Annotated in this window: 21 protein-coding genes and 1 pseudogene; 13 read left to right on the top strand and 9 right to left on the bottom strand. The window is 61.2% G+C overall.

The genetic code is table 11. The annotated features are described in order from the left end of the window. The first annotated feature begins 73 nt into the window (after positions 1–73). The 10 genes from BM036_RS15155 to BM036_RS15110 all read left to right on the top strand — a co-directional run bounded on the left by BM036_RS15155 (position 74) and on the right by BM036_RS15110 (position 11,792). Positions 74–1,840, top strand: coding sequence for a sensor histidine kinase (locus tag BM036_RS15155; RefSeq protein WP_091853898.1), 1,767 nt, complete (start codon positions 74–76; stop codon positions 1,838–1,840). Then, positions 1,812–3,164, top strand: coding sequence for a sigma-54-dependent transcriptional regulator (locus BM036_RS15150; protein ID WP_091853895.1), 1,353 nt, complete (start codon positions 1,812–1,814; stop codon positions 3,162–3,164). The genes BM036_RS15155 and BM036_RS15150 overlap by 29 nt, the downstream gene beginning before the upstream one ends. 199 nt (positions 3,165–3,363) lie before the next feature. Then, positions 3,364–4,728 carry an ABC transporter substrate-binding protein gene (locus BM036_RS15145; protein ID WP_218144820.1) on the top strand — a complete coding sequence of 455 codons (1,365 nt, stop codon included), beginning with the start codon at positions 3,364–3,366 and terminating at the stop codon, positions 4,726–4,728. A gap of 63 nt (positions 4,729–4,791) precedes the next feature. After that, positions 4,792–6,111, top strand: a complete 1,320-nt coding sequence (locus BM036_RS15140; RefSeq protein ID WP_091853893.1) for an ABC transporter substrate-binding protein — start codon at positions 4,792–4,794, stop codon at positions 6,109–6,111. 69 nt (positions 6,112–6,180) lie between these two features. Next, entirely contained in the window at positions 6,181–7,080 is a 900-nt protein-coding gene (locus tag BM036_RS15135; protein WP_091853891.1) for a branched-chain amino acid ABC transporter permease, read from the top strand. Then, positions 7,080–8,021 carry a branched-chain amino acid ABC transporter permease gene (locus tag BM036_RS15130; protein ID WP_091853889.1) on the top strand — a complete coding sequence of 314 codons (942 nt, stop codon included), beginning with the start codon at positions 7,080–7,082 and terminating at the stop codon, positions 8,019–8,021. The genes BM036_RS15135 and BM036_RS15130 overlap by 1 nt, the downstream gene beginning before the upstream one ends. After that, positions 8,018–8,794 carry an ABC transporter ATP-binding protein gene (locus tag BM036_RS15125; protein ID WP_091853886.1) on the top strand — a complete coding sequence of 259 codons (777 nt, stop codon included), beginning with the start codon at positions 8,018–8,020 and terminating at the stop codon, positions 8,792–8,794. The genes BM036_RS15130 and BM036_RS15125 overlap by 4 nt, the downstream gene beginning before the upstream one ends. A gap of 1 nt (position 8,795) precedes the next feature. Then, complete coding sequence (locus BM036_RS15120; protein WP_091853884.1) at positions 8,796–9,482, top strand: ATP-binding cassette domain-containing protein; 687 nt, start codon at positions 8,796–8,798, stop codon at positions 9,480–9,482. A gap of 24 nt (positions 9,483–9,506) precedes the next feature. Continuing rightward, positions 9,507–10,637: a zinc-dependent alcohol dehydrogenase family protein gene (locus tag BM036_RS15115; RefSeq protein WP_091853883.1), complete on the top strand. Its 1,131-nt coding sequence runs from the start codon at positions 9,507–9,509 to the stop codon at positions 10,635–10,637. 117 nt (positions 10,638–10,754) lie between these two features. Beyond that, positions 10,755–11,792, top strand: coding sequence for a cyclase family protein (locus tag BM036_RS15110; protein WP_091853881.1), 1,038 nt, complete (start codon positions 10,755–10,757; stop codon positions 11,790–11,792). A 74-nt stretch (positions 11,793–11,866) separates the two neighbouring features. On the opposite strand, the gene BM036_RS15105 is transcribed toward BM036_RS15110, so the two are convergent. The 4 genes and pseudogenes from BM036_RS15105 to BM036_RS15090 form a co-directional block, all read right to left on the bottom strand. Next, positions 11,867–12,190, bottom strand: a complete 324-nt coding sequence (locus BM036_RS15105) for a hypothetical protein (protein ID WP_143066621.1) — start codon at positions 12,188–12,190, stop codon at positions 11,867–11,869. Between the two features lie 220 nt (positions 12,191–12,410). Then, a pseudogene (locus BM036_RS15100) lies at positions 12,411–12,758 on the bottom strand (DUF1428 domain-containing protein); the annotation flags it as partial. Further along, positions 12,758–13,129, bottom strand: coding sequence for a YciI family protein (locus BM036_RS15095; RefSeq protein ID WP_091853976.1), 372 nt, complete (start codon positions 13,127–13,129; stop codon positions 12,758–12,760). The gene BM036_RS15095 and the pseudogene BM036_RS15100, both read right to left, overlap by 1 nt. A 164-nt stretch (positions 13,130–13,293) precedes the next feature. Further along, on the bottom strand, positions 13,294–14,502 hold the full coding sequence (locus tag BM036_RS15090) for an RNA polymerase sigma factor (RefSeq protein WP_091853974.1): 1,209 nt from the start codon (positions 14,500–14,502) through the stop codon (positions 13,294–13,296). Between the two features lie 221 nt (positions 14,503–14,723). Here BM036_RS15090 and BM036_RS15085 point away from each other — a divergent pair, with 221 nt between their 5' ends. Continuing rightward, positions 14,724–15,812: a sensor domain-containing diguanylate cyclase gene (locus BM036_RS15085; protein WP_177186076.1), complete on the top strand. Its 1,089-nt coding sequence runs from the start codon at positions 14,724–14,726 to the stop codon at positions 15,810–15,812. Positions 15,813–15,830: 18 nt separating this feature from the next. Here BM036_RS15085 and BM036_RS15080 read toward each other — a convergent pair whose 3' ends face one another. The 5 genes from BM036_RS15080 to BM036_RS15060 all read right to left on the bottom strand — a co-directional run bounded on the left by BM036_RS15080 (position 15,831) and on the right by BM036_RS15060 (position 20,676). Beyond that, a complete protein-coding gene (locus BM036_RS15080; protein WP_091853873.1) occupies positions 15,831–17,054 on the bottom strand; it encodes an MFS transporter in 1,224 nt (407 codons plus the stop codon). 135 nt (positions 17,055–17,189) lie between these two features. After that, positions 17,190–17,720, bottom strand: a complete 531-nt coding sequence (locus BM036_RS15075; protein ID WP_091853871.1) for an Mpo1 family 2-hydroxy fatty acid dioxygenase — start codon at positions 17,718–17,720, stop codon at positions 17,190–17,192. Between the two features lie 139 nt (positions 17,721–17,859). Next, positions 17,860–18,204: a YdbL family probable chaperone protein gene (locus BM036_RS15070; protein WP_091853869.1), complete on the bottom strand. Its 345-nt coding sequence runs from the start codon at positions 18,202–18,204 to the stop codon at positions 17,860–17,862. Positions 18,205–18,236: 32 nt separating this feature from the next. Beyond that, positions 18,237–18,437, bottom strand: a complete 201-nt coding sequence (locus BM036_RS15065; protein ID WP_091853867.1) for a YnbE family lipoprotein — start codon at positions 18,435–18,437, stop codon at positions 18,237–18,239. A 46-nt stretch (positions 18,438–18,483) separates the two neighbouring features. Beyond that, positions 18,484–20,676: an intermembrane phospholipid transport YdbH family protein gene (locus BM036_RS15060; protein WP_177186075.1), complete on the bottom strand. Its 2,193-nt coding sequence runs from the start codon at positions 20,674–20,676 to the stop codon at positions 18,484–18,486. Positions 20,677–20,792: 116 nt separating this feature from the next. Here BM036_RS15060 and BM036_RS15055 point away from each other — a divergent pair, with 116 nt between their 5' ends. Together BM036_RS15055 and BM036_RS15050 are read left to right on the top strand one after the other, a co-directional pair. Next, positions 20,793–21,200: an NINE protein gene (locus tag BM036_RS15055; RefSeq protein ID WP_091853863.1), complete on the top strand. Its 408-nt coding sequence runs from the start codon at positions 20,793–20,795 to the stop codon at positions 21,198–21,200. 176 nt (positions 21,201–21,376) lie between these two features. After that, positions 21,377–21,907, top strand: coding sequence for a fasciclin domain-containing protein (locus tag BM036_RS15050; RefSeq protein WP_091853861.1), 531 nt, complete (start codon positions 21,377–21,379; stop codon positions 21,905–21,907). Positions 21,908–22,085: the final 178 nt, after the last annotated feature.

The following is a 22,085-nucleotide window of genomic DNA, read 5'->3' as shown; positions in this document are numbered from 1 at the left end:
ATAGTTAGCTGACAATATCAACAATAATGCGCTTACTCTTCCTCCGTTTCACCGCCCCCTGCAGGCAATACCCATGAAACCCAAGTTCAGCCTGGTTGGACGTTACTCGCTACTTTCGCTGACCCTGATCGTCGGCTCCGTGGCCATCCTCAGCAGCCTCTACGCCGCCGTGGCGGATTCGGTGACGGAACGGCTGGCGGGTGAGCGACTGGAAGCCCAGGTGGCCGGTACCGCCAATCGGCTGACCAACTTTATCGAGAACCGGATCTATCAACTGGAAACTCTGTCCACCCATCCCTCCATGCCCCTTTACCTGGCCTTCAGCGATGCGGTGCCGGATGGCGTACGGGAACTGGTGAGGGTGGAGGCGGACTCACCGGATCTCTACGGCATACTGTTCTTCAATAACCGGGATGAGCTGACCGAAGTCGTGCCGGGACAGGCTGCTTCCGGGCCGCCCTACTGGGACCGGGACAACTGGACGATTCGAGGCTTACCGCTGATCACCCTGGGTAACAGCGAGGTCATCGGTCCCCAGCGTGCCGACAACTCCGGTCCTGGCTGGATACTGATCCGCCAGCCACTACGGGACCCCAGTCGCCAGGAAGTGGCGGGTGCTATCGGGCTCCATGTCCGGCTGGCCTCCCTCACCGAGCTGATGCGCACAGAAAACCTGGCAGGTGTGCTGCGCCCCTATCTGCGGACCCCGGCCGGTGACCTGCTCGAGCCAACCGGAAACCCGGTACAGTCGCCACCGGAAAACCTGCAACCCGGCCCGGAGGTACTCCCGGGCTGGCGTATTGACTATCAGGTTGCAGCTGGAGAAATCCTCAGCCCCCTGCGTAGCGCCCAGTGGGGGCTCTACGCCCTGGCCGGGGTCATGGCCCTGGGAACGGTGGCCCTGTTCTGGGCCCTGGCCCGCAGCCTCCGGCGACGGGTAACCCGGCTTGTGGACGGCGCCGAAACCCTCGCCAGCGGTGACTTGCATTTCCGGCTACAGACACCGAAGAATGACAAGGATGAGATCGACGTACTGGCCCATTCATTCAACGCCATGGCCGACCGGCTGCAGGATATGATCGGTCGCACCGTGCAGGCCGAGAAGATGGCGGTGCTGGGCGAATTTGCCACCGGCGTCGCCCATGAGGTACGCAATCCCCTCGCCACCATCAAGCTAACGGTTCAGGCGCTGGAGAAAGGCGAGCCCGATGACCAGCGACGGGATCTCCTGGTGGCCGTGGAGGAAGAGATCGATCGCCTGAACCGGGTAGTGGGTGATCTTCTTGATTACGGACGTCCTGTCGCCGGGGAACCCCAGGCCGTGGGTATACGGCGAGTGTTCCGCCATGCCACAGTCCTGACGTCTGGCCTGGCAGACCAGCGACAGGTGACCGTGTCCGCCACCGGCGACTCCCGCCTGGCGGTCTATGCCAGTCCGGACCAGGTCATTCAGTGCCTGGTCAACCTGCTGGCCAACGCTATTGAAGCCTGTGAACCGGGTGGCACCGTGCACCTGCGCGCCTTCCGCAACGGTAACCGAATCAGCGTCGACATCACCGACACGGGCTGTGGCATGGACGCAGAGACCCTGCAACGGGTAACCGAGCCTTTCTTCACAACACGACAGCAGGGCACCGGCCTGGGCCTGAGCATTACCCGCCAACTGATTGAACTGAACGGTGGCGACCTTCAGATCCACAGCGTCCCGGGTGAGGGCACCACCGTGTCCGTCACCCTGCCGACGGCAAACAGTGATAAGCTGGAACTCGCTTCCCCGTCTCACACAAAAGAACAATCAACAGCAAAGCACCATGATGCGCTCACAGATCCTGATCGTTGACGACGAAAAGAGCTTCGTCCGCTCCATGGCCTTCGCCCTCAACGAGGCCGGCTTCCATACTCGCAGCGCCCACACTGGCGAAGACGCCCTGACACTGCTGGCGGACGAACCGGCTGACCTGGTGTTACTGGACTTGCGGCTGCCGGGCATGCACGGCATGGAGGTTCTGGCGGAGGTCACCCGGCTGTATCCCGGCCTGCCAGTGATCATGATTTCCGCCCATGGCGACACTCGCGCTGCCGTCCAGGCGGTAAAGGCCGGAGCGACCGACTACCTGACCAAGCCCTTTGCCCTCGACGAACTGTTGCACATCATTGATACGGTGACCGACCGTGCCCGCATGCAGGAGGAACTGGACTACCACCGTCAACGAAGCGCCAACGCCTCCGGCCTGGTGGGCTCCAGCCAGGCCATGCAGGCACTTTGGCAAACGCTACAGCGGGTAGCGGCCAGCAGCACCGGGCGGGTTCTGCTGCTTGGCGAATCCGGCACCGGCAAGGCCGTGGTGGCCCGGGCCATCCATGAACAAAGCCCGCGCGCGGACGGGGCCTTTGTCGAAATCAACTGCGCCGCGCTGCCCGAGCAGCTGATCGAGGCGGAGCTGTTCGGCGCCGAAAAGGGCGCTTACACCGGCGCCCACCAGAAGCGCTCCGGCCTGGTGAGCCTGGCCCACGGCGGTACCCTGTTCCTGGACGAAATCGGTGAGCTGCCCCTGTCCCTGCAGGCCAAGTTCCTGCACTTCCTGGAAAACGGGGATTACCGGCCTGTGGGCGCCACGGCCAGTCATACTGCAGATGTACGGGTGGTCGCAGCCACCAACCGGTCCCTGGAGGAGGAAGTGCGTGCCGGACGCTTCCGGGAAGACCTCTACTTCCGGCTCAATGTTATCGAGCTGACCATTCCGCCGCTGCGGGAGCGGGGTGAAGACCTGCAGGAACTGCTGGACAGGTTCATCGAGGCCCAGGCCCGCGAGGAAGGCTGCCGCCCTGTGACCATTCCCCCGGAGACCCTGGAGCGGCTGCAGGCCTATAAGTGGCCGGGTAACGTGCGGGAGCTTCGTAACCTGGTCGAGCGGCTCACCATCCTGCACCCGGGCCAGCGCATCCGCCCGGACCAGCTGCCTCATGAGTTCCACCCGGGGCCAGGCTCTGCCTCTGACCAGGCCACGACCACCTCACTTGAACAAAAGCTTGAACAGACCGAACGCCAGATGATCCGCCAGGCGCTTGAACAGACCGGTGGTCACAAGAGCAAGGCGGCAGAACAGCTGGGGATGTCCAGGCACGCCTTCAAGCGTCGCCTGCAGCGACTCGGGCTTATTTGACCCTCCCCGCGTTGAGCGGAATTCGCTCATGAGAATCGATTATAACGAGCGGATTCCGCTCACCCCTTCCCTAACGAGCTTCTCTACAGCCCGCAACGGGGCTGACCACCGCGTTGGTCCCTCTTTTGCTACAGGTTTCTCGAATCAGACAACAACAAACGATCATCCGATACCGGGCTGACCGGATCAGGAGGCAGATGTGTCGGGACCCCTCACCCGCCATCGTCATAAAGACACCACAGCATTTCCTGGCTGCACCAGCCAGGGTCGCCATGGCTGGACCTCAGCCGTGATTGCCCTGGTATGGCTGCTGGTTTCGCCGGTCGCCATGGCGCTGCCTGCAGACACCCCTGTGGGTCGGGTAGAACTCGGCGCCCCGAAAGACCAGGCGGACGCCACCATCGCCTGCATGTACCCCATGACCGGAAGGTCCGCCAGCTATGGCCGCGACAGTATTGTGGCCATTCGCATGGCGCTGCAGGAGCTGGCCCGGGATCCGCAAAGCCCTGACCTTCGCGTCATCGTGGATGACTCCCGCTCCAAGGCATCGTTTGCCGTGCGCATGGCCGAGGATTTCCTGCAAAACGACGACGCCGATATTCTCTGCGGCATTGTCAGTTCGGGCGTGGGGATGGCCGTCAGCCGACTCGCCCGCCAGAAGCAGGTCATTCTGATCGGTACCGACCACGCCTCGTCCCGGGCGACCCTGGAGGAAGGCCATGATTACTACTTCCGCGTGTCCAGCGACACCTGGATCTCCCATGCTGCCGGTGCCCGCTACCTGAAAGAACTGCAGAAAGAGACAGGCTGGCGGAAACTGGCGTTCCTGGGCCCGGACTATGAATATGGCCGTGTCGCCTGGCGTGACCTGCAACAGGCCCTGGCGCTGGAAGGTGTCCGCTTTGAACAGACCGGCACCTACTGGCCACGGCTGTACGAACCGGACTACTCCCTCTATATCCAGTCGTTACTGGAAAACCCGCCGGACATTCTGGTCGTCGGCCTGTGGGGTGGTGATTTTACCGCCTTTATCGAGCAGGCTCGCACCACTCGCCTGTTCGAGCAGATGCGGGTGGCCAACTTTGATACCGGTGGTGACTACGAGACCCTGGTAGCCCTTGGCAGTGAGCCGCCCCCGGGGCTGATCCTGTCTGCCCGGCACCACGTCAACTGGCCGGACACCGACCGTAACCGTCAATTTGTGCAGGACTTCCACGAGCTGTCCGGCCGCTACCCCAGCTACTCGGCCCAGGGTGCCTGGGCGGGCATGATGGCCATTGCCCGGGCGATTCGCCTGGCCGGCGATGTCAGTGATACCCGGGCAGTGATTACGGCCCTGGAGGGCCTGGAAGTCCCCCTGCCAAAAGACCCGGACGGATTTACCTCCTATATTGATCCACAGACCCACCAGATTGCCCAGGCCCAGGCCATCGGAACCCCGGTCTCCGATGACCGCTTTCCTCCGGCCCGGGTACTGCTTGGCAACTGGCGGGTGTATGACGCCGAATCCCTCAAACCCTCGCCCGCTTTGATTCAAAAGCGACGTGGAGAAACCGGCGGCTAGCCGCCGACAACCCGAAACCCATGCAGCATCCGTAAGCGCACAAAAACAACCAAGGAGCACGCAATGAAAACAACCCAACAACGAACTATCTGGCAGAAAACCCTGCTCAGCACGGCCACTTCCGTGGCGCTGGCATCCGCCGGCGTTATGGGGCTGGCTACAACCGCCCACGCCCAGGACAGTTTCAAGGTAGGCTTCGTCACCTTCCTGTCCGGTGGTGCATCCGGCCCCTTCGGCGTTCCGGCCTCCCAGGGCGCCAAGCTGGTGGTGGAAGCCATCAACGAAGGCACCCTGCCTGCCCCCTACGACTCGGTGGGCGTCAACGGCCTGCAACTTGAAATGGTTGAAGTGGACGAAGCCGGCGGCCCCACCAAGCAGGTAGAGGAGTACCGCAACCTGGTTCAGCGGCAGAATGTTAACGCCGTGATCGGCTATATCTCCTCCGGCGACTGCCTCGCTGTCGGCCCGGTAGCGGAAGAGATGCAGACATTCACCATTGCCTTCGACTGCGGCACCTCCCGCATGTTCGAAGAACTGGAAGACCCCAAGTACGTATTCCGTACTGGCCTGGACGCTGTTGCGGATAACGTCGGCGCAGCCCGCTACCTGGCCGAGACCCGCCCGGACGCAAAGCGCATCGCCGGAATCCAGCAGAACTACGCCTGGGGCCAGGACTCCTGGCAGGATTTCACCCTGGCCATGGAACAGCTGATGCCAGAGGCGGAGATCGTCAACAACCAGACCCCTCAGATCTTCCAGGGCAGCTACGGCACGGAGATTTCAGCCCTGCAGACCCGCAGACCGGAAATCGTGCATTCCTCCATGTGGGGGGGTGACATGGAGTCCTTCGTGGCCCAGGCCAATGCCCGCGGCCTGCTGGCCCAGGCAACCGCCCTGCTCACCACTGGTGAATCCGGCCTGCACCGGTTTGACGGCCAGGCACCCAACGGCACCATTCTTGGCGGCCGTGGTCCCTTCGGTGGCTTCATGCCCGAGAACGACCTGAGCGAGTGGTTCAGCAAGGCCTACGAGGAAAAGCATGGCACCCCGCCCAGCTACCCCGCCTCCAAGGCGGCCCAGGCTATCCTGGCGCTGAAATACGCGGCGGATAACTCCGACGCCGACGGCGTGCCCAGCTCTGAAGAACTGGCGGCTGCCCTCAAGGGTGCGAAGTTCGAATCTGTCAGCGGCACCGTCAATATGGGCCTGGCTGGTGGTCACCAGGCGGTTCAGCCCATGCTCTACGGTGAGTATCACTTCGAGGACGGCCAGGCTGAACTGCGTAACGTGAAATCCTACCCGGGCGACTGTGTGTCAGCGCCGGACGGCTATAACGCCCAGGAATGGATCAAAGAGGGCTTCCCCGGCTCCAGCTGCGACTGATCCATTTATTCAACCGACCACCGGTGGCGTTCGCGCCACCGGTGTATTCACACACAGGAGTAACCCTTGATGTTAACCGTCTGGGCGATACTGATTGACGGGTTTATCTACGCCTCCTGGCTGTTCCTGGTGGCAGCCGGGCTGACCGTCATCTACGGCGTTATGCGCATACTCAACATGGCCCACGGCAGCCTCTATGCCCTGGGTGCCTACGCCGCCGCCTCGGCCCTTGGCTGGTACTACGCCGACGGGGGCGACCAGCTGTGGATGGCCTTTGCCATTATCGCGGTGTGTGCCGTCGCCATCGGTGCGGTTACCGGCCTTGCGATCGAGCGGGGCCTGCTGCGCATTATGTATGGCCGTGATGAAATCCTGATGCTGATCATCACCTTTGCCGTACTGCTGATTCTTGAAGACGTCATGAAGCTGGTCTGGGGTACCACACCCTACTTTGCCTACCAGCCCTACGCCGCCATGGGGCGGATCAATATCGACGTACTGACCGTGTCCCGCTATGACCTGATGGTGCTGGTGGTGTCCATCGTGATTGGCGTCGGCCTCTGGTTCTGGCTGGAACGTACCCGCATCGGCAAGATCCTGCGCTCCATCATCCATGACCGGGAAGTATCGAAGGCCATGGGTGTGAATGTGGGCCGCATGTTCACCATTACTTTCATGATCGGCGCAACCCTGGGTGCCATCGCCGGTGGCATCACCGCACCGATCATTTCCGTGGTGCCGGGCATCGGCATTGAAGTCATCGTGCTGGCCTTCGCGGTAGTTGTTACAGGCGGGCTCGGCAGCATTACCGGTGCCGCGATCGGCGCCATCATCGTCGGCCTGGCCAGGGCCACCTCGATCCATACCATGCCCGAACTGGAACTGTTCATCATCTACGCCGTCATGGCCGCGGTACTGGTATTCCGGCCCCACGGGCTCTTTGGTCAGGCGGTAGCGAGGAAAATATGATGAAAGCAGACAGAACCGAACTGTCACTGATCGGCGTTGCCATCGCCGTTGCCATTGCCGCCCAGTTCAGCCCCAACTGGCTGGTTTTCACCCTGACCCTTGCCATCTCCACCGGTCTGGTGGTCATGGGCGTGGTCATGCTGATGCGGGCCGGCCTGGTCTCCTTCGGCCAGGGCCTGTTCTATTGCCTCGGCGGTTATGCCGTAGGCCTGGGCGGACGCTTCCTGGGCATTACCGACGCCCTGGTACTGATAGGCCTCGGTGTGGTGGCCACGGTCGCTATCGCCATGATCCTCGGGTTGCTGGTGACCCGCTACCGGGAGATTTTCTTCGCCATGCTGTCGCTGGCCTTCTCCATGATCCTTTACGGCATCCTGGTGAAAAGCCATGGCCTGGGCAGCACTGACGGTTTCGGCGTAGTGGACTGGACACTGCTCTGGTTCGACTCGAAAACCGGTGACAGCGCCAATATGGCTCTGATGCTCGCCATTGCCCTGGCGTTGTTGATCGCCCTGTTCCTGAACCGTTACTTCAAGTCCAGTATCGGCCTGGCCTGCGAGGCAATCCGGGAGAACGAAGTGCGGGTCGAATACATGGGGATCTCCCGTCAGCAGACCCTGTACATCAATTATGTAATTGCTGCGGCCATCGGCTCCGTGGGAGGCTCCATGACCGCCCTGGCCGCCGGCCACGTGGACCCTACCATGGCCTACTGGACGATTTCCGGCGAGTTCGTGTTCATCGCCATCCTCGGCGGTACCGGCCATGTGGCGGCGCCATTCATCGCGGCGCTGATCTTCACCCTGGTAAGAACCTACGCCATTGAGCTGGCCCCCAACGCCTGGCAGATGATCCTCGGCATTGTGTTGCTGCTGATCATCCTGTTCCTGCCCAAGGGCATCTGGAGCCTGTTCACCCGCAAGAAAGGGGCCGCCTCATGACCGAGATTCTGAAAACCGAGGGGCTGTCCCGCTATTTCGGAGCGGTGACCGCCGCAGAGAATATAAACGTTACCATTACCGAAGGGGAAATCGTCGGTGTCATCGGCTCCAACGGGGCCGGCAAGACCACGTTTATCAATATGGTGACCGGGTACCTGCCGCCCTCGAAAGGATCGATTTCCTTCGACGGCAAGCCCATCAAGGGCCTTGGCCCCCGCAAGCTGATGCGCAAGGGTCTGACCCGCTCGTTCCAGATACCACAGCTGTTCCTGGAACTGCCGGTCATCGACAACCTGTCCATCGCCCTGGCCGCAGCGGAGCACAAGCAGTTCCAGATGCTGTGCCCGGTGCATACCCCGGAACGGCTGAAGGCAGCCGAGGAAATCCTCGAACAGATGCACATCACCGAGTACCGGGACGAAATGGTAACCGCCATGCCCCAGGGTGCCCGCAAGCTCCTCGACATTGCCATCGCCATGCTGGGCAAGCCCCGAATGCTGCTGCTGGACGAGCCCACCAGTGGCGTCAGCATGGAGGAAAAATACACCCTGATGGACACGGTCATGGAAGCGGTCCGTGCCCGCGGCCTGACCGTGCTGTTCGTGGAACACGATATGGAAATTGTGCAGCGCTATGTCACCAGGGTGCTGGCCTTTGCCAGTGGCGTGGTGATCAAGGATGGTCCGGTTGACGAGGTCCTCGCCGATGAAAAGGTGCAGGAACTGGTCACCGGCAAGCAACACAAACCAACCGCATCCGGGGGAGACGCCTGATATGAGCCTTGAAATATCCAATCTCGACGTCTCCATTGAGGGCATCAAGATACTCCGGGACATCAACCTGACCATTCCCACTGGCAAGATGGCGGGACTGATCGGCCACAACGGTGCCGGCAAGACCACCCTGATCCGGGCCATTATGGGTCTGTTGCCGCCCGACAAGGGTTCGATCACTTTCAAGGGTGAGGACATCACCCGGCTGCCCTCCCACCGCCGGGCCAACATGCGCATCAGTTACATGCCTGAAGACCGGCGCCTGATCCCGGAGCTGACGGTCACCGAGAACATGCTGATGCCGGCCTGGGCCAACAAGATCCGGGATGGTGAAGAGCGCCTGAAATGGGTCTACTCGCTGATGCCGGAAATCGCCGACTTTGGCGAGCGCAAGGCCCTGCAGCTTTCAGGGGGCCAGCAGAAGCTCGTTGCTCTGGGCCGCGCCCTGATTCCGGGCCGGGAAATGATCCTGCTGGACGAGCCCTTCGAAGGGGTGGCACCGGTGTTGGCCAAGCGCCTGTCTGCGGTGATTGCCGACCTTCGGGGCGAGGGTCTGACCGTGCTTATTGCCGAGTCCGATGACAGCCATTCCGCCGACCTGGTGGACGCCACCTGGCGGATCGAGCGGGGCGCGGTTTCACAAGGTCGCAGGGATACGTCAGAATCATCGGGACTGACCGATTACTGATGGATCCGAATAAGGAGAACAACCATGAAAATTCGTGCTGCGGTACTACAAGCCATTGGCGCCGAACGCCCTTACACTGAAACAAAGCCGTTGGTTATCGAGGAGCTGGAGCTGGACCCACCCGGCGATAACGAGGTGCTGATACAGATCAAGGCCGCTGGCCTGTGCCATTCGGACCTGTCCGTTATCGACGGCAACCGCCCGCGCCCGGTACCCATGGCCCTGGGCCACGAAGCCGCCGGTATCGTCAAGGAAGTGGGTAACGGCGTCCGGGACCTCAAACCCGGTGACCATGTGGTCGCAGTATTCGTGCCCAGCTGTGGTCATTGTGAGCCCTGCGCAGAGGGTCGCCCGGCCCTGTGCGAGCCGGCCGCGAAGACCAATAACGCCGGCACCCTGGTGAGCGGCGAGCACCGACTGCATCGGGCTGATGGCACTGCCATCAACCATCACCTGGGGGTTTCCGCGTTTGCGGACCATGCGGTGGTGTCCCGGGATTCCCTGGTGAAAGTCGACCCGGAGCTGCCCCTGCACCATGCAGCGTTGTTCGGTTGCGCCGTGCTGACCGGGGTCGGTGCGTCCATCAACTCCGCTGATATCAAGGCAGGCCAGACCGTGGCCGTCGTCGGCCTCGGTGGCGTAGGCCTCAACAGCGTGCTGGGAGCCCTGGTGGCCGGTGCCAGTGAAGTGATCGCCATCGACCTGGATGACAGCAAGCTGGCCCTGGCGAAGGAACTGGGTGCGACCCACACCTTCAACTCCGGTGAAGAAGGCGTGGTGGACGCGATCAAACAGCTCACCAACGGCGGCGTCAACTGCGCCATCGAAATGGCCGGCTCCGAGAAAGCCCTGGAGTTTGCCTACCAAATCACCCGCCGCGGCGGCACCACGGTGACCGGCGGCCTGGCCCACCCAGAAAAGAAGGTCGCTTTGCAACAGGTCAGCCTGGTGGCAGAAGAACGCACGCTCAAGGGCAGTTACGTGGGCAGCTGCGTGCCGGTAAGGGATGTGGCCCGCTACGTCAGCCTGTTCCGCCAGGGCAAGCTGCCGGTGGACAAACTGCTGAGCGACACCCTGACCCTGGACCAGATCAACGAAGGATTCGAGAAACTGGCTGCCGGTAAGGCCGTGCGACAGGTGATTCTGTTCGACTGACAATCCACACATAACAACTACACTACGGCTACCACTTTCTCCCTTGCACCACCCACCGGCGGTTGTTACCGCCGGTGGTTAATCACAACAACAAGCAACGCAACAAGGAGAACAACCATGCCCTTCAAACCATCCCTCCTGGCCCTGTGCACAGGAACCCTGATTGCCGGACTGTCCACTGTGGCAATTGCACAGCAGACGCCCATGGATACCCTGCAAAACGACGCACCCAACAACTGGGGCAAATGGGGAGAGGACGACCAGGTAGGCGCCCTCAACTACCTGGGTGAGGAACAGGTAAAAAACGGCGCCGGAACCATCAAGAGCGGTAAAACCTTTACCCTGCAGATCCCCATGACCTCAGGCTCCGGCCCGGTGTTTCCCGGCCGCGTGCCCACCCAGCATTTCATGGCCACGGACGCCGGCGTCTACATGGCAGGCAAGGCTGAACCGGCCCCGGGCGGTATGAAGTACTCGGACGACGTCGCCTTCATGTACCTGCAGGGCACCACCCACGTGGATGGCCTGGCCCATGCCTGGTATGGCAACCAGATCTACGGCGGCAAGGGTGAGGAAACCTCCGTTCACGGTCACACCCACGCGGATGTCGGTGAGATCGGCGAAAAAGGCATCGTCGGTCGAGCGGTCCTGCTGGATGTCGGCCGCCATATGGGCAGCGATGACCTCCATCGCCTGCCCACAGACACCTGCATCAACCTTGAAGACCTGGAGGCCACGGCAGAAGCCCAAGGCACCACCATCAACAAGCGGGACATCCTGGTGATCCGCACTGGTTCCATCGCCCGCTTCTGGGAAGAGGAGCCGGACGAGGAATGGAACGCCATGAACGAGCCCGGCCTGTGCCACAGCAATGAACTGCTGAGCTGGCTGGACGAGATGGAAACCCCGATGATTGCTACCGACAATATCGCGGTTGAGAAAGTGGTCCAGGAAATCGACGGGCAGACCTACATTATCCCGCTGCACGGCGCATTGATGCGGGATATGGGTGTGGTGCTGTCAGAAATCTGGTGGCTGGATGACCTGGCGGCGGACAGTGCCGAGGACGGTCAGTACAGCTTCATGCTGGTGGCGGCGCCCCTGAAAGTGGAACAGGGTACTGGCTCCCCGGTTAACCCGGTGGCTATCAAGTAGGAAATGAAGGCCCGGCCCCGGAGTCTACCGGGGCCGGAAACCCCGATTCATTCCGGGGCGCTGTTTCCACGGCGCTACTGGTTCTCGTCATCCTGGCGCCGTTGAGCGCCATTCTGCTCCCCTTGATGCTCGTTTTGCATTTCCTTGCGCTCCTCGCGGTACTCCTGGCGCATCTGCTCGCCGTCCCGGCGATGCTCTTCCCGCATCCGGTCGCCCTGCTGGCCTCCGCGACGGCCCTCAGCATTGCGGTTCCCTGCCTCGTCCGCCTGCTCCGTGGGCGACGCGTCTGGCATATTGTCGCCGGTCGGACGAATCGCCTGGCTCTCTGGAGAGGCGGCCCAGGCTGAAGAGGTGATCAGCAGCATGGCCGTGATGGCAGCAGATAGTGATTTATTCATGGCGCCTCCCTGTTTTTCGATGCAATAGGTGCCCTGGTTGCTGTTCACTTCCAGGTGCATACGCCGCGCAGGGTCTGTGTCATAGGGCTCTGGAACAGGACATGTTCCCCAGCACCTCCCACCTGCCCGGGCAAGATATAACTTTTAATATTGCACCGGGAAGGCAGGATTTAAAGGGTCGTAGAATTACCAATGGGACACAACGGGGCGATGCCTTTTGCTGAACCACCACTTCAAACCCGCCGTAAATCAGTCGCTTACCATCAAACGGCATCGGGTTGGTGTCCGGTTGAAGACGCGGATCTTCCATCACCTGTTGCATGCCCCGGTCCCGGGTGGCCTTGTCGGGCCAGACGATCCACGAGAACACCACGGTCTCCTCCGGCTTGCATTTCACAGCCATGGGAAAGGACGTCACTTCACCGTCGGGTACGTCATCTCCCCAGCACTCCACAAACTCGGTGGCGCCATACTCCCGGAAGACCACCCCTGCATCGCTGGCGTGGCGAACGTATTTTTCACGATTGGCTGTGGGTACAGCCGCAACAAAACCATCGATATAGCTCATTACCTGTTCTCCTCATCCTTCGGTGGCAGCTCCCGCACGGGCCTGACCTCGATACTGCCCAGGCGTGCCGGCGGGATATGGCTGGCCAGTTGCAAGGCCTCGTTAAGGTCCCTGGCGTCCAGCAGGTAGAAACCCGCCAGTTGCTCCCTGGTCTCGGCGAAGGGGCCATCGGAGAGCTGGACCTCACCATCACGGACCCGCAACGTTGTCGCGGACTCCACCGGCTGCAGTGCCTGCCCGGCCAGGTAGTGGCCGCCCTCCGTCAATTTCTCCACACAGCCCAGGCACTCCTGGTTCAGGTCATGCCAGGCCTGCTCGGTCATATCGTTGATAGTGCTTTCCTGGTAGTACACCAGGGCCACGTATTTCATAGGCATCTCCCAGTGGCACGCCATTGTCTTTGACCATAGAGTATCTTCATCGCCTGTCCTCCTTGCTTGTCGTTCGTCTGAAAACAGACCGGGCACTGTTACAGTCCCGGGTTATCTTCCAGTCGAACCACAACACCGGATTTCGACACGGCAGATGATTTTTTTCAGGAGGACGACAGTTCCTCCAGGCGTCGCTGCAGGAAACGGCGCTCCGGCTCCTGCCGGACCAGGGTCAGGGCTTGCTGATAAGCCAGTCGGGCCCGGTCCCGGTCACCACAACGTCGGTAAAGGTCGGCGCGGGCGGCGTGGAACAGGTGATAGCTCTGCAGGACCTTGTCGGCAGCAAGCTGGTCCAGCAACGCCAGCCCGTGCGCCGGGCCATCCCGCATGGCGATGGCCACCGCCCGGTTGAGGGCCACCACCGGTGTTGGCCACTTCTGGTAAAGCAAGCCGTACAGTGCGGCAATTTCAGCCCAATCGGTGGAGGCAGGGTCCTTCGCATCGGCATGGGACGCGGCGATGGCGGCCTGGAGCGTATAGGGACCCGGATCCGGGTGAGCCAGCGCCTGCATCAGCCAGTGGCGCCCCTGTTCGATCTGACCCTGGTCCCAGAGCGAACGATCCTGCTCCTCGAGTGTCACCAGGTTGCCCTCGCCGTCTTCCCGCGCCGCCCACCGGGCATCATGCAGCAACAGCAGGGCCAGGAGCCCGTACACCTCCGGCCGTGGCAGCAGCCGGGACATCATGGCTCCCAGCCGGATCGCTTCCGCTGCCAGGCTGACATCCACCACCCTCGCACCTTCAGTAGCACTGTAACCTTCGTTGAACATCAGATAGATCACCTGCAACACCGGTGGCAAACGGGTCGGCAATTCCCGCTGGTCCGGCACTTCGTAGGGTATCCTCGCTTCGCGGACCTTGCGCTTGGCCCTGACAATGCGCTGGGCGAGGGTGGCGGGTTTCTGCAGCAACGCACGGGCGACCTGTTCGGTGGTCAGTCCACACACTTCCCTCAGGGTCAGTGCCAGCTGGGCCTCGCGCCCCAGGGCCGGGTGGCAGCAGGTGAAGATCAGGCGCAGGAGGTCATCCTGATAGATCGCGGTCCCCTGGTCGGACGGCCCCTCTACCTCTGGGGTCAGTAGTTCACTGTGGCGCCGGGCGGTCTGTTGCCGTCGGATGTGATCAATGGCCTTGTGGTGTCCGGTACGAACCAGCCAGGCAACCGGGTTTCCGGGCGTGCCTTCGGAAGGCCACTGGGCAAGGGCCGCGGCGAAAGCCTCCTGAAGGCATTCCTCGGCCAGTTCAAACTCGCCGGTCAGGCGTATAAGTGTTGCCAGAACCTGCCGCGAATGTTGCTGATAAAGCTGCTCCAGATCCACCTTTGAGCTCCTTCTCCGGGGAAACAGAAATCACGTAGTTTACCCACAGATTATCCTGAAAAATTGCGCACAAATTCAGCAGACGTGTCCTATACTGGGACACTTGAACCGCGGGAATGCGGTATTTCATATCCGGATTGTAGTGGAAGCAGGCCGTATTGCTCATGTCCGTCACCCGTCATACTCCCAGCCCCCAGCCCCACTGGGTTGTTAACATGAACCGGCGCAACCGCAGCCTGTCCTTTGTGGCGGCTTTCCTGACCCTCGCCAGCCATGTCTGGCTGCAAGGTCTCTCTCCCTGGCTCTATCCGACCCTGGCGGTCAGCTTTCTGGTATGGCCCCAACTGGCCTATCTCCGGGCCCGGCGATCAGCCGATTCCATGCATTCGGAATTCAACAACCTGGTGATCGACTCGATCATTTTCGGCCTGTGGATCGCTGGCCTTGGCTTCCCGGTATGGATCACCTTCATTCTGGCCATCAGCATTACCATGAACCTGACCGTATTCCGGGGATTGCCCGGCATGGTACAGGCCATGGCTGGACTGGCCGGGGGGATTGTGGCCGGCGGGCTGTTTGTCGGTTTCTGGTGGCAGCCCGGGACCCACTGGCTCACCACAGTGTTGGCTATCAGCTCCATTTCCATGTATTTGTTGATGGTGGGCCATGTGTCGTTCAGCCGTAACCACTCCCTTCATGGCGCCCGTGAACGACAGCGCCAGACCGAGCAGGAGCTCAAACAGCAAATCGAGGAAAACCGGCAGCTGCAGGAACAGTTACGGGAACAGGCCAACCGTGATCCGCTGACAGGTCTGTACAACCGTCGCTACCTGGAGGACAGCCTGCACCGGGAAATGACCCGCTGCCTGAGGCAGGGCGACCCCCTGAGCCTGGTGCTGATCGACCTGGATCACTTCAAATCGGTGAACGATCGCTACGGTCATAGTGCAGGGGACCTGGTGATCAACCAGCTGGCCAGCGTACTGTCAGCGCTGTCTCGGGCCAGTGATATCGTTTGTCGTTTTGGCGGGGAGGAATTCCTGGTGGTGCTACCGGGCACAGGGCTGGAAGCCGCAGAGGCCCGCGCCGAGGATTACCGGCGCATGTTCGAGAAGACCCCGGTGGCGGTAGGCGACAACCTCCTTTCCGTCACCCTGTCGGCGGGCGTGGCCTGTAGCTATCGTGAGATACCGCCCGACGACCTGATTCGCCAGGCGGACCTGGCCCTTTACGAAGCCAAGGAGGCTGGCCGCAACCGGGTTGCCTGCCGGGCACCCTGGACCAGCGAGCCACAAAGCGCCTGAACAGGAGGAGCTGTAGGCTCAGTCTCCTGTGGTCGGTGCCCCTACCGCAACTTCGGCGGGGAAGCGCCGGATTCGCAGGGTCAGGTAGACCCCTGCCAGCAACACCACGAAGGTAAAGCCAAACGCCACCCGGAAGCCCCCGCTAAACTCGATCAGCCAGCCAGCCACCGCCGGCCCCACCAGCTGCCCGGAAGCGAAGAATACCGTGACAAAGCTGAAGGCAATGGGAATGTACCTGGGCGCCACCTGGTCGGTGGCGCTGGCCTGGATCAGGGCAAACATGCCGTTGACCGACAGCCCCATCACCAGGAAGTGCAGGAAAAACGTAACCAGCGACTGATCGAGCAGGGGCAGCCCCATGGCCAGGGTCACCAGCGCCAGCGAGGCGGTCAGTGCGTTGCCACGTCCCCAGTGGTCCGACAGCCAGCCCCACAGGGGACCCGCAGCAATGGACATCAGCCCCATCATGGCCATGAAGGCACCAGCGGTCGCCTCGGCATGGCCTTCTTCCACCATGAAGCTGATCATGAAAATGGCCTGCACGATGTAGGTGACGCCAATAATGCCGTATACCGTGGCCACGGTGATCACCCGGTGATTCCGGTAGATCAGCCATTTGTCATCCGAGGGTGGTGTTTCTCCAGAGCTCGCGGCCAATCGCGGCGGGTCCTTGGCGAAGACGGTAATCAGCACCGCCACAATAACCGCCACGCAACCGAAGATTCCCCAGCTGACGCGCCAGCCATTGTCACCGAACAGGTTGGTCATCAGGGGAGCCAGCGCTCCCACCAGCAACATCCCCATACCCACGCCGCTGGTCATCAGGCCAATCACCAGCCCCCGTTTTTCCGGGTACCAGGTGGCCAGCAGTGACACCATCGGCGCAAAGCTGAAAGCGGTACCGAAACCCAGCAATGCCATCAGCCCCAGCAATAGCCAGTAATGGGACGCCACGGTCAGCCCGGCAAATCCCAGCGCCACCGAGACCAGGCCAAACACGATCGTGGGCTTTGCTCCGAAACGGGCGGCGGCCACACCCCCGGCCAGTACAAACAGCAGATAACCGAGGGCGGTAATAGTGCCGAGTACCCCCGCCTGCTGGTAACTGAGACCAAGATCTGCCCGCATGGGCGGCAGGATGACCCCATAGGCCATACGGGCAAAGGCAATAACCACCAGGCTGGTGAGCAGCCCGCAGGTCACCATGATCAGCAGATTCGGGCGTTCCGGCGTCGGAGACATCTTCGCTTCCAGTAAAAGGGTTCAGAACAGCCTGCACGGTGAAAACCGGGCGGCCGGTGGAATATCGGTACAACCGTTGGAGTTTCCCGTCCCGGAGAGACTATGTGCTTCCGGGAGCGGGTCAGGACCAGACGCTCAGTGGCTGGCGGCCGTTCCTCCGTGGCCGTTATGGACCGGGCCTGCGCGGCGGTCGATCTCCTGTTGCAGGGATTTGCAGAGTCCGAACCCGAAGGCCGCCTCCGCCACCACGAACAGTGGCCCGATCAGCAGTCCTACGATATCGTCCACGAAAGCCGGTTTGCGACCCTCATAGTAGTGACCGATAAACTGCGCGACCCAGCCCACCACAAACAGCCCGATACCCCACGCCAGCCAGGCCGTCGTGGACAGGGCAGCCACCTGCATACCAACCCAGACGGCCAGGGCCATGAGCACACCCATGACAACGCCAAAGCGAAGATCAAGAACCAGGTAATAAAGCACGCTTGCCAGGGCGATAAACCAGATTGGCGACATGGTAACGCCGGCGACTTCGAAGGCGGGGCGGGCCAGCAGGATGGCGATGGCCACCACAATCATCGGAATACCGATGAAGTGGGTGATGATGTTGCGTTTGTCGCGGTGATAGCTGGCATAGTTGGCCAGCTGGTCGGTTATTGTTTTCATTATGATGCTCCTGTTCAGCAAGCCCACGGAAAGTTATCCGTGGACTCTTGCATCTGTGAAGATAGCTGCCTACAGGAATAATTACCAGAGGGGCGCCGGGTGGTCTTGCGTCCACACGCCGCTCCCGACAAACAGCCTGCTATTTGCGCACCCAGCGACCGTTCACCTGGATATACTGACCTGAAGGCGTCTTCTCCAGGGCTTTCTTACCGGCCACGGCCTCTACCTGGCTGACAGGAATATCATGCTTTTCAGCAATTCGGGCATATTCGGCGCGCCGGGCTTCGTTAATCGCCTCAACGATGGCTTCGGCCTCACCACCTCCGGACACCACACCGAGGTATCCTGTCGGCATCTCACCCACCTGCCCCGAGCTCTTGGCGCTTTCGAGGCGGCCCTTGGCTTCATCAAGGGACAGGGCAGCCGCCGGCAGTGCCAGCATCATGGCCATCAGTATGGCGGTAGCGTATTTGAACAGTGTCATCATGCAGCTCCTTGAAACCATGTTGACCGGGCTCAGAACAGGCCCTGGTCGGTAAAGAGTTCATCCACTTCCCGGTCTACTTTTACGTAGATCTCATGCTGGATCTTAACGTTCAGGTTGACTGTAATCGGCTCCTTGGGCGCCGCCATCTGCACGGTAGGGGTGCAGGCGGCCAACAGACTGCCCAGCAACATTGCGGCCACTGCCGCTCCCGCTCGGGTACTTGCCTTCATGGTCTCTCCTTGCCTGTTCCGGCCTCGCCCCGTGGCGAAGACCTGACTATTGGGTATCGACACCGTCCTGCTGCAAACGTTCGCGGACCCTTTCGGTGACCGCCTCATTAACCCGGCCGCTCAGCTGCAGGCTGGTCAGCAATGCCGGTATATCTTCCTCAAGATTGATATTGAGCACCACCGGGCGGTCGCTGTCCACCCCGGGGCTGCTACCACGAAGTTGCAGGTCCAGTACCAGGGTGCCGTCTTCGGAGTAGCTGATCCCGCTTTCAAGCAGTTCATAGTGAAAGTCTTCCATGGCACGGGTGACCAGGGCCATGGCTTCGTTGGTGGCCGCCATGGCCTGCAGCTTGTCCGCTGGCAACTGTAGCCGACCCCCGGGGGGCAGTGCCGACAGGTGTCCGCCCTCAATGCGTACACCCCGGTCGCTGATCATTAATGGCAGCTCACCTTTCAGGGTGCCCTCGCCGGCAAGGCCCTCAGTGGGATAAAGGTTCATCAAACGGGATAACTGCAGTCCCTGCACCGTGACAGGCACCCTGATCGGCACTCTGTCCAGCTGCCAGGTGTGCGGTGCAACACTCAGGGTACCGCCTGCAAACCCGGCCTGGGCACCCTCCAGCACCAATTCGCCAGCCATGGGCTGCGCAAGTGCAGCCCCATAGGTACCAGCCAGCCTGACAGGGCCTATGGGCATGCCCGGGTTTAGCTCAGCGAGCCCAAGATCCGATGTGCCGATGGTTAACCGATCATTCGCCAGGCTCGCCTGAACCTGCCCCGAAAGTGTCTGCCAGGCCATCTCCTCATACAGGCCCGAGGCCCCGGCGAACGTCAGGGTGGCATCCGCCGTGAGTGGACTTTCGGGGTGCCAGGTCAGCTCACCGACAAGTCGCGCCTCGCCTTCCTCAATGATCAGTGACCCGGGCCAGGCCCTCAACGTTTCAGCCAGTTGGTTGGCCTGGTTGCCTGCATCCAGTGTCATGGTGCCAGTGCCCTGCACGCCCTGGGCGGGATGGTATCGAACCCGCAGTGGCAGTCTTGCCCCGACATCATTGACCAGCGTGCCGTCAACGGTCAGCGCGCCGGCCCACATCAGGTCTGCCGCCAGCTGCCAGCCCTGGGTAACAAGGGCGTTGTGCCGAACCTCACCGATGCTGAGCTGAACCGGGCCTTCCACCTGCAGATCACCATTGCGATAAACCAATACCAGCCCTGCTCCTGACAGGGCCAGCTTATCCAGCCACATCAGCTCGGCGGCGGATAACGGGTCCAGGTGTCGCACCTGAACGACAGCCCCGGGCCCGAGCGTGACACGGCTACTGTCAGGCGACAGCTGCCCACTGAGGGGCATATCGAGCCGCACATCATCCAGCACCCAGCCTGCCTGTTGCCACTGCTTCAGTGCCGCAGTGAGCCGGCCCCCTGAAACATCCAGGCGCCAGTTGTCCCCGGTGTGCAGCACCAGGTCGCCCTCGAACCCCGGTACAGCCCCGCCTTCAGTGGTCAGTGTTACCGCCACAGGCCAGTCTCCCTCCGCCGCAGAGCCTGCCAACGGGGTGAACCGCAGTGTCGCCGAGTGAGGAAGCAGCGGGTGCCACTGTGCGCTAACCAGCGGCGACAGCCAGGGAAAAAGGCCACCGATAGCCAGGTCACCGCCAGGCACGGTGTCGGTACCCGTGCCCAGCTGAACGTCTCCCGCTATCGTCAGGGTCTGGTCACCCCGCGCCAGGGTGGCATCCACCTGGGCCGTGGCGGAGTCGTCGTTCCGGTCAAAAAGAAGCGCGCCACTGAACCGGCACTGACCGCCCTGACAGGGGAAGTTCGCCTCAAGGTTATTCACCGACAAATGGCGGGGTAGCCAGAACGGTACAGAGTCCGGCAGCGTCAGCCGCAATGCTTCAGCACCCGGGGCAGGGTTTGATGCTTCCGGGCCTGCCGCTGTCAACTGCTGGATTCGGGCAGAGCGGGCCACCAGCCGGTCCAGCTGCCAGTCAGCCCAGTCCATGGTGATGGCCGGCCCGAGGGTCTCGAGAACCACCGAACTTCCCTTCCCGGTCCAGGTCAAGCTGACCGCATCAAAGGCCAGGCGGTTCCAGCCCATCTCCACACCGGACACCTCGAGCTGCTCTACGCCCAGGGCCTCCAACTGCATTCTGGCCAGCCACCAGGTGCCTGCCAAGAGCACAACCAGCAGCAACAGGCCCCAGAGCAATACCTTCAGGCATCGACGGATGAGCAACACGGCCTCCCTGCAAAAATTCATGGAATGACAAAAGCATAGCGTCAGCGGCAGATTCTGGAAAATGCTTTATGATGGGTGCTGAAGGCCAACCCTTAACGGATCAAGGAGACCCGATGGAAATTCAGCGGAACAACAACACCCACAGCGTGGTTATGGGCTACCTGCTCTGGATCTTCGGATTCCTGGGTGCCCACCGTTTCTACTATGGCAAACCCGTCACCGGCACCATCTGGTTTTTTACCCTGGGGCTGCTGTTTATCGGCTGGATCATTGACCTGGTCCTGATACCCGGCATGGATCGGGAGGCTGATCTGCGTTACCAGCAGGGACCGGTCAGCTACAACATCAGCTGGATCCTGCTGACCTTCCTCGGTGTGTTCGGCATCCACCGGATGTACATGGGCAAGTGGATTACCGGGATTATCTATCTGTTTACCGGCGGGTTGTTCTTTATCGGGGTGTTGTACGATTTCTGGACCCTTAATGAACAGATTACCCTGAAGAACAGCGAACGTCTGTAAACCGGGTTTTTGCCAGTTCCCGGTTTGCGCCCGCAAACCGGGGATTCATTAAATATTCGCAATCGCAACAATCCAGTCCAGCCAGCCCGCCGTAAACCACCACAGCATCGATGCAAACACTACTGAACACACCACACATGGGCTCCGATAACCGGTTGCCCCAGGAGGAGTCAGATATGAATCTGCCCAAGTTCGCGATTGCATTGGTTGCCTCTTTTGGACTGATGGCGTCAGCCCAGGCTGACCATCATGGCGACATGAAAGACAAGCCGACCATCACCGACATCGTGGTGAACTCTGAAAACCACACCACACTGGAAACCGCCGTGGTTGAAGCTGGCTTGGCTGAAACCCTTGCCGGCAAGGGTCCCTTTACCGTCTTTGCACCCACCGACGACGCCTTTGCCGCACTGCCCGAAGGCACCGTCGAGTCACTGCTGAAGCCAGAGAACCTGGAGCAGCTGCAGGGCATTCTCACCAACCACGTCGTGGAAGGTAAGGTCTCTTCCCAGAAGCTGCTGGGCCTGATCGAGACCGGTGAGACCATGTACACCATCGAAACCATGAACGGTGACGTCATTGCCCGCACCGAATCTGGCGCTGTGACCCTGGAAGACGCCCAGGGCAACAAAGCCACGGTTACTGCCACTGACATTGAAGCCAGCAACGGCGTGGTACACGTGATCGACGGTGTGCTGCTGCCCTGATCGGTAAGGTTGGAAGTGGTTGCCGAACTGCCTACTGAATGTTCGGCTTGCCCCGGCTCCCCCAGGACGCCGGGGCTTTTTTATGGTTCTTCGCAGATAACCGTGAAAAAGTAGGAGACGGCGGTAAAACCGGTTAGTTTTGAGTTCGCCAAAACAACAAAGCCAATCGACTCACCGC

Origin of the sequence: Marinobacter segnicrescens (genome assembly GCF_900111555.1) — a bacterium.
Lineage (GTDB): Bacteria > Pseudomonadota > Gammaproteobacteria > Pseudomonadales > Oleiphilaceae > Marinobacter > Marinobacter segnicrescens.
Note: the sequence above shows the minus strand (reverse complement) of the source record. Positions and strands in the feature narration are given on the sequence as shown.

Coding starts and splice junctions, on each gene's coding strand:
- BM036_RS15065 (WP_091853867.1), bottom strand. CDS start 18,437: ATGAAGGCAAGTACCCGAGCGGGAGCGGCAGTGGCCGCAATGTTGCTG.
- BM036_RS15130 (WP_091853889.1), top strand. CDS start 7,080: ATGAAAGCAGACAGAACCGAACTGTCACTGATCGGCGTTGCCATCGCC.
- BM036_RS15110 (WP_091853881.1), top strand. CDS start 10,755: ATGCCCTTCAAACCATCCCTCCTGGCCCTGTGCACAGGAACCCTGATT.
- BM036_RS15140 (WP_091853893.1), top strand. CDS start 4,792: ATGAAAACAACCCAACAACGAACTATCTGGCAGAAAACCCTGCTCAGC.
- BM036_RS15055 (WP_091853863.1), top strand. CDS start 20,793: ATGGAAATTCAGCGGAACAACAACACCCACAGCGTGGTTATGGGCTAC.
- BM036_RS15105 (WP_143066621.1), bottom strand. CDS start 12,190: ATGAATAAATCACTATCTGCTGCCATCACGGCCATGCTGCTGATCACC.
- BM036_RS15120 (WP_091853884.1), top strand. CDS start 8,796: ATGAGCCTTGAAATATCCAATCTCGACGTCTCCATTGAGGGCATCAAG.
- BM036_RS15135 (WP_091853891.1), top strand. CDS start 6,181: ATGTTAACCGTCTGGGCGATACTGATTGACGGGTTTATCTACGCCTCC.
- BM036_RS15115 (WP_091853883.1), top strand. CDS start 9,507: ATGAAAATTCGTGCTGCGGTACTACAAGCCATTGGCGCCGAACGCCCT.
- BM036_RS15070 (WP_091853869.1), bottom strand. CDS start 18,204: ATGACACTGTTCAAATACGCTACCGCCATACTGATGGCCATGATGCTG.
- BM036_RS15080 (WP_091853873.1), bottom strand. CDS start 17,054: ATGTCTCCGACGCCGGAACGCCCGAATCTGCTGATCATGGTGACCTGC.
- BM036_RS15095 (WP_091853976.1), bottom strand. CDS start 13,129: ATGAAATACGTGGCCCTGGTGTACTACCAGGAAAGCACTATCAACGAT.
- BM036_RS15150 (WP_091853895.1), top strand. CDS start 1,812: ATGATGCGCTCACAGATCCTGATCGTTGACGACGAAAAGAGCTTCGTC.
- BM036_RS15085 (WP_177186076.1), top strand. CDS start 14,724: ATGAACCGGCGCAACCGCAGCCTGTCCTTTGTGGCGGCTTTCCTGACC.
- BM036_RS15155 (WP_091853898.1), top strand. CDS start 74: ATGAAACCCAAGTTCAGCCTGGTTGGACGTTACTCGCTACTTTCGCTG.
- BM036_RS15075 (WP_091853871.1), bottom strand. CDS start 17,720: ATGAAAACAATAACCGACCAGCTGGCCAACTATGCCAGCTATCACCGC.
- BM036_RS15125 (WP_091853886.1), top strand. CDS start 8,018: ATGACCGAGATTCTGAAAACCGAGGGGCTGTCCCGCTATTTCGGAGCG.
- BM036_RS15050 (WP_091853861.1), top strand. CDS start 21,377: ATGAATCTGCCCAAGTTCGCGATTGCATTGGTTGCCTCTTTTGGACTG.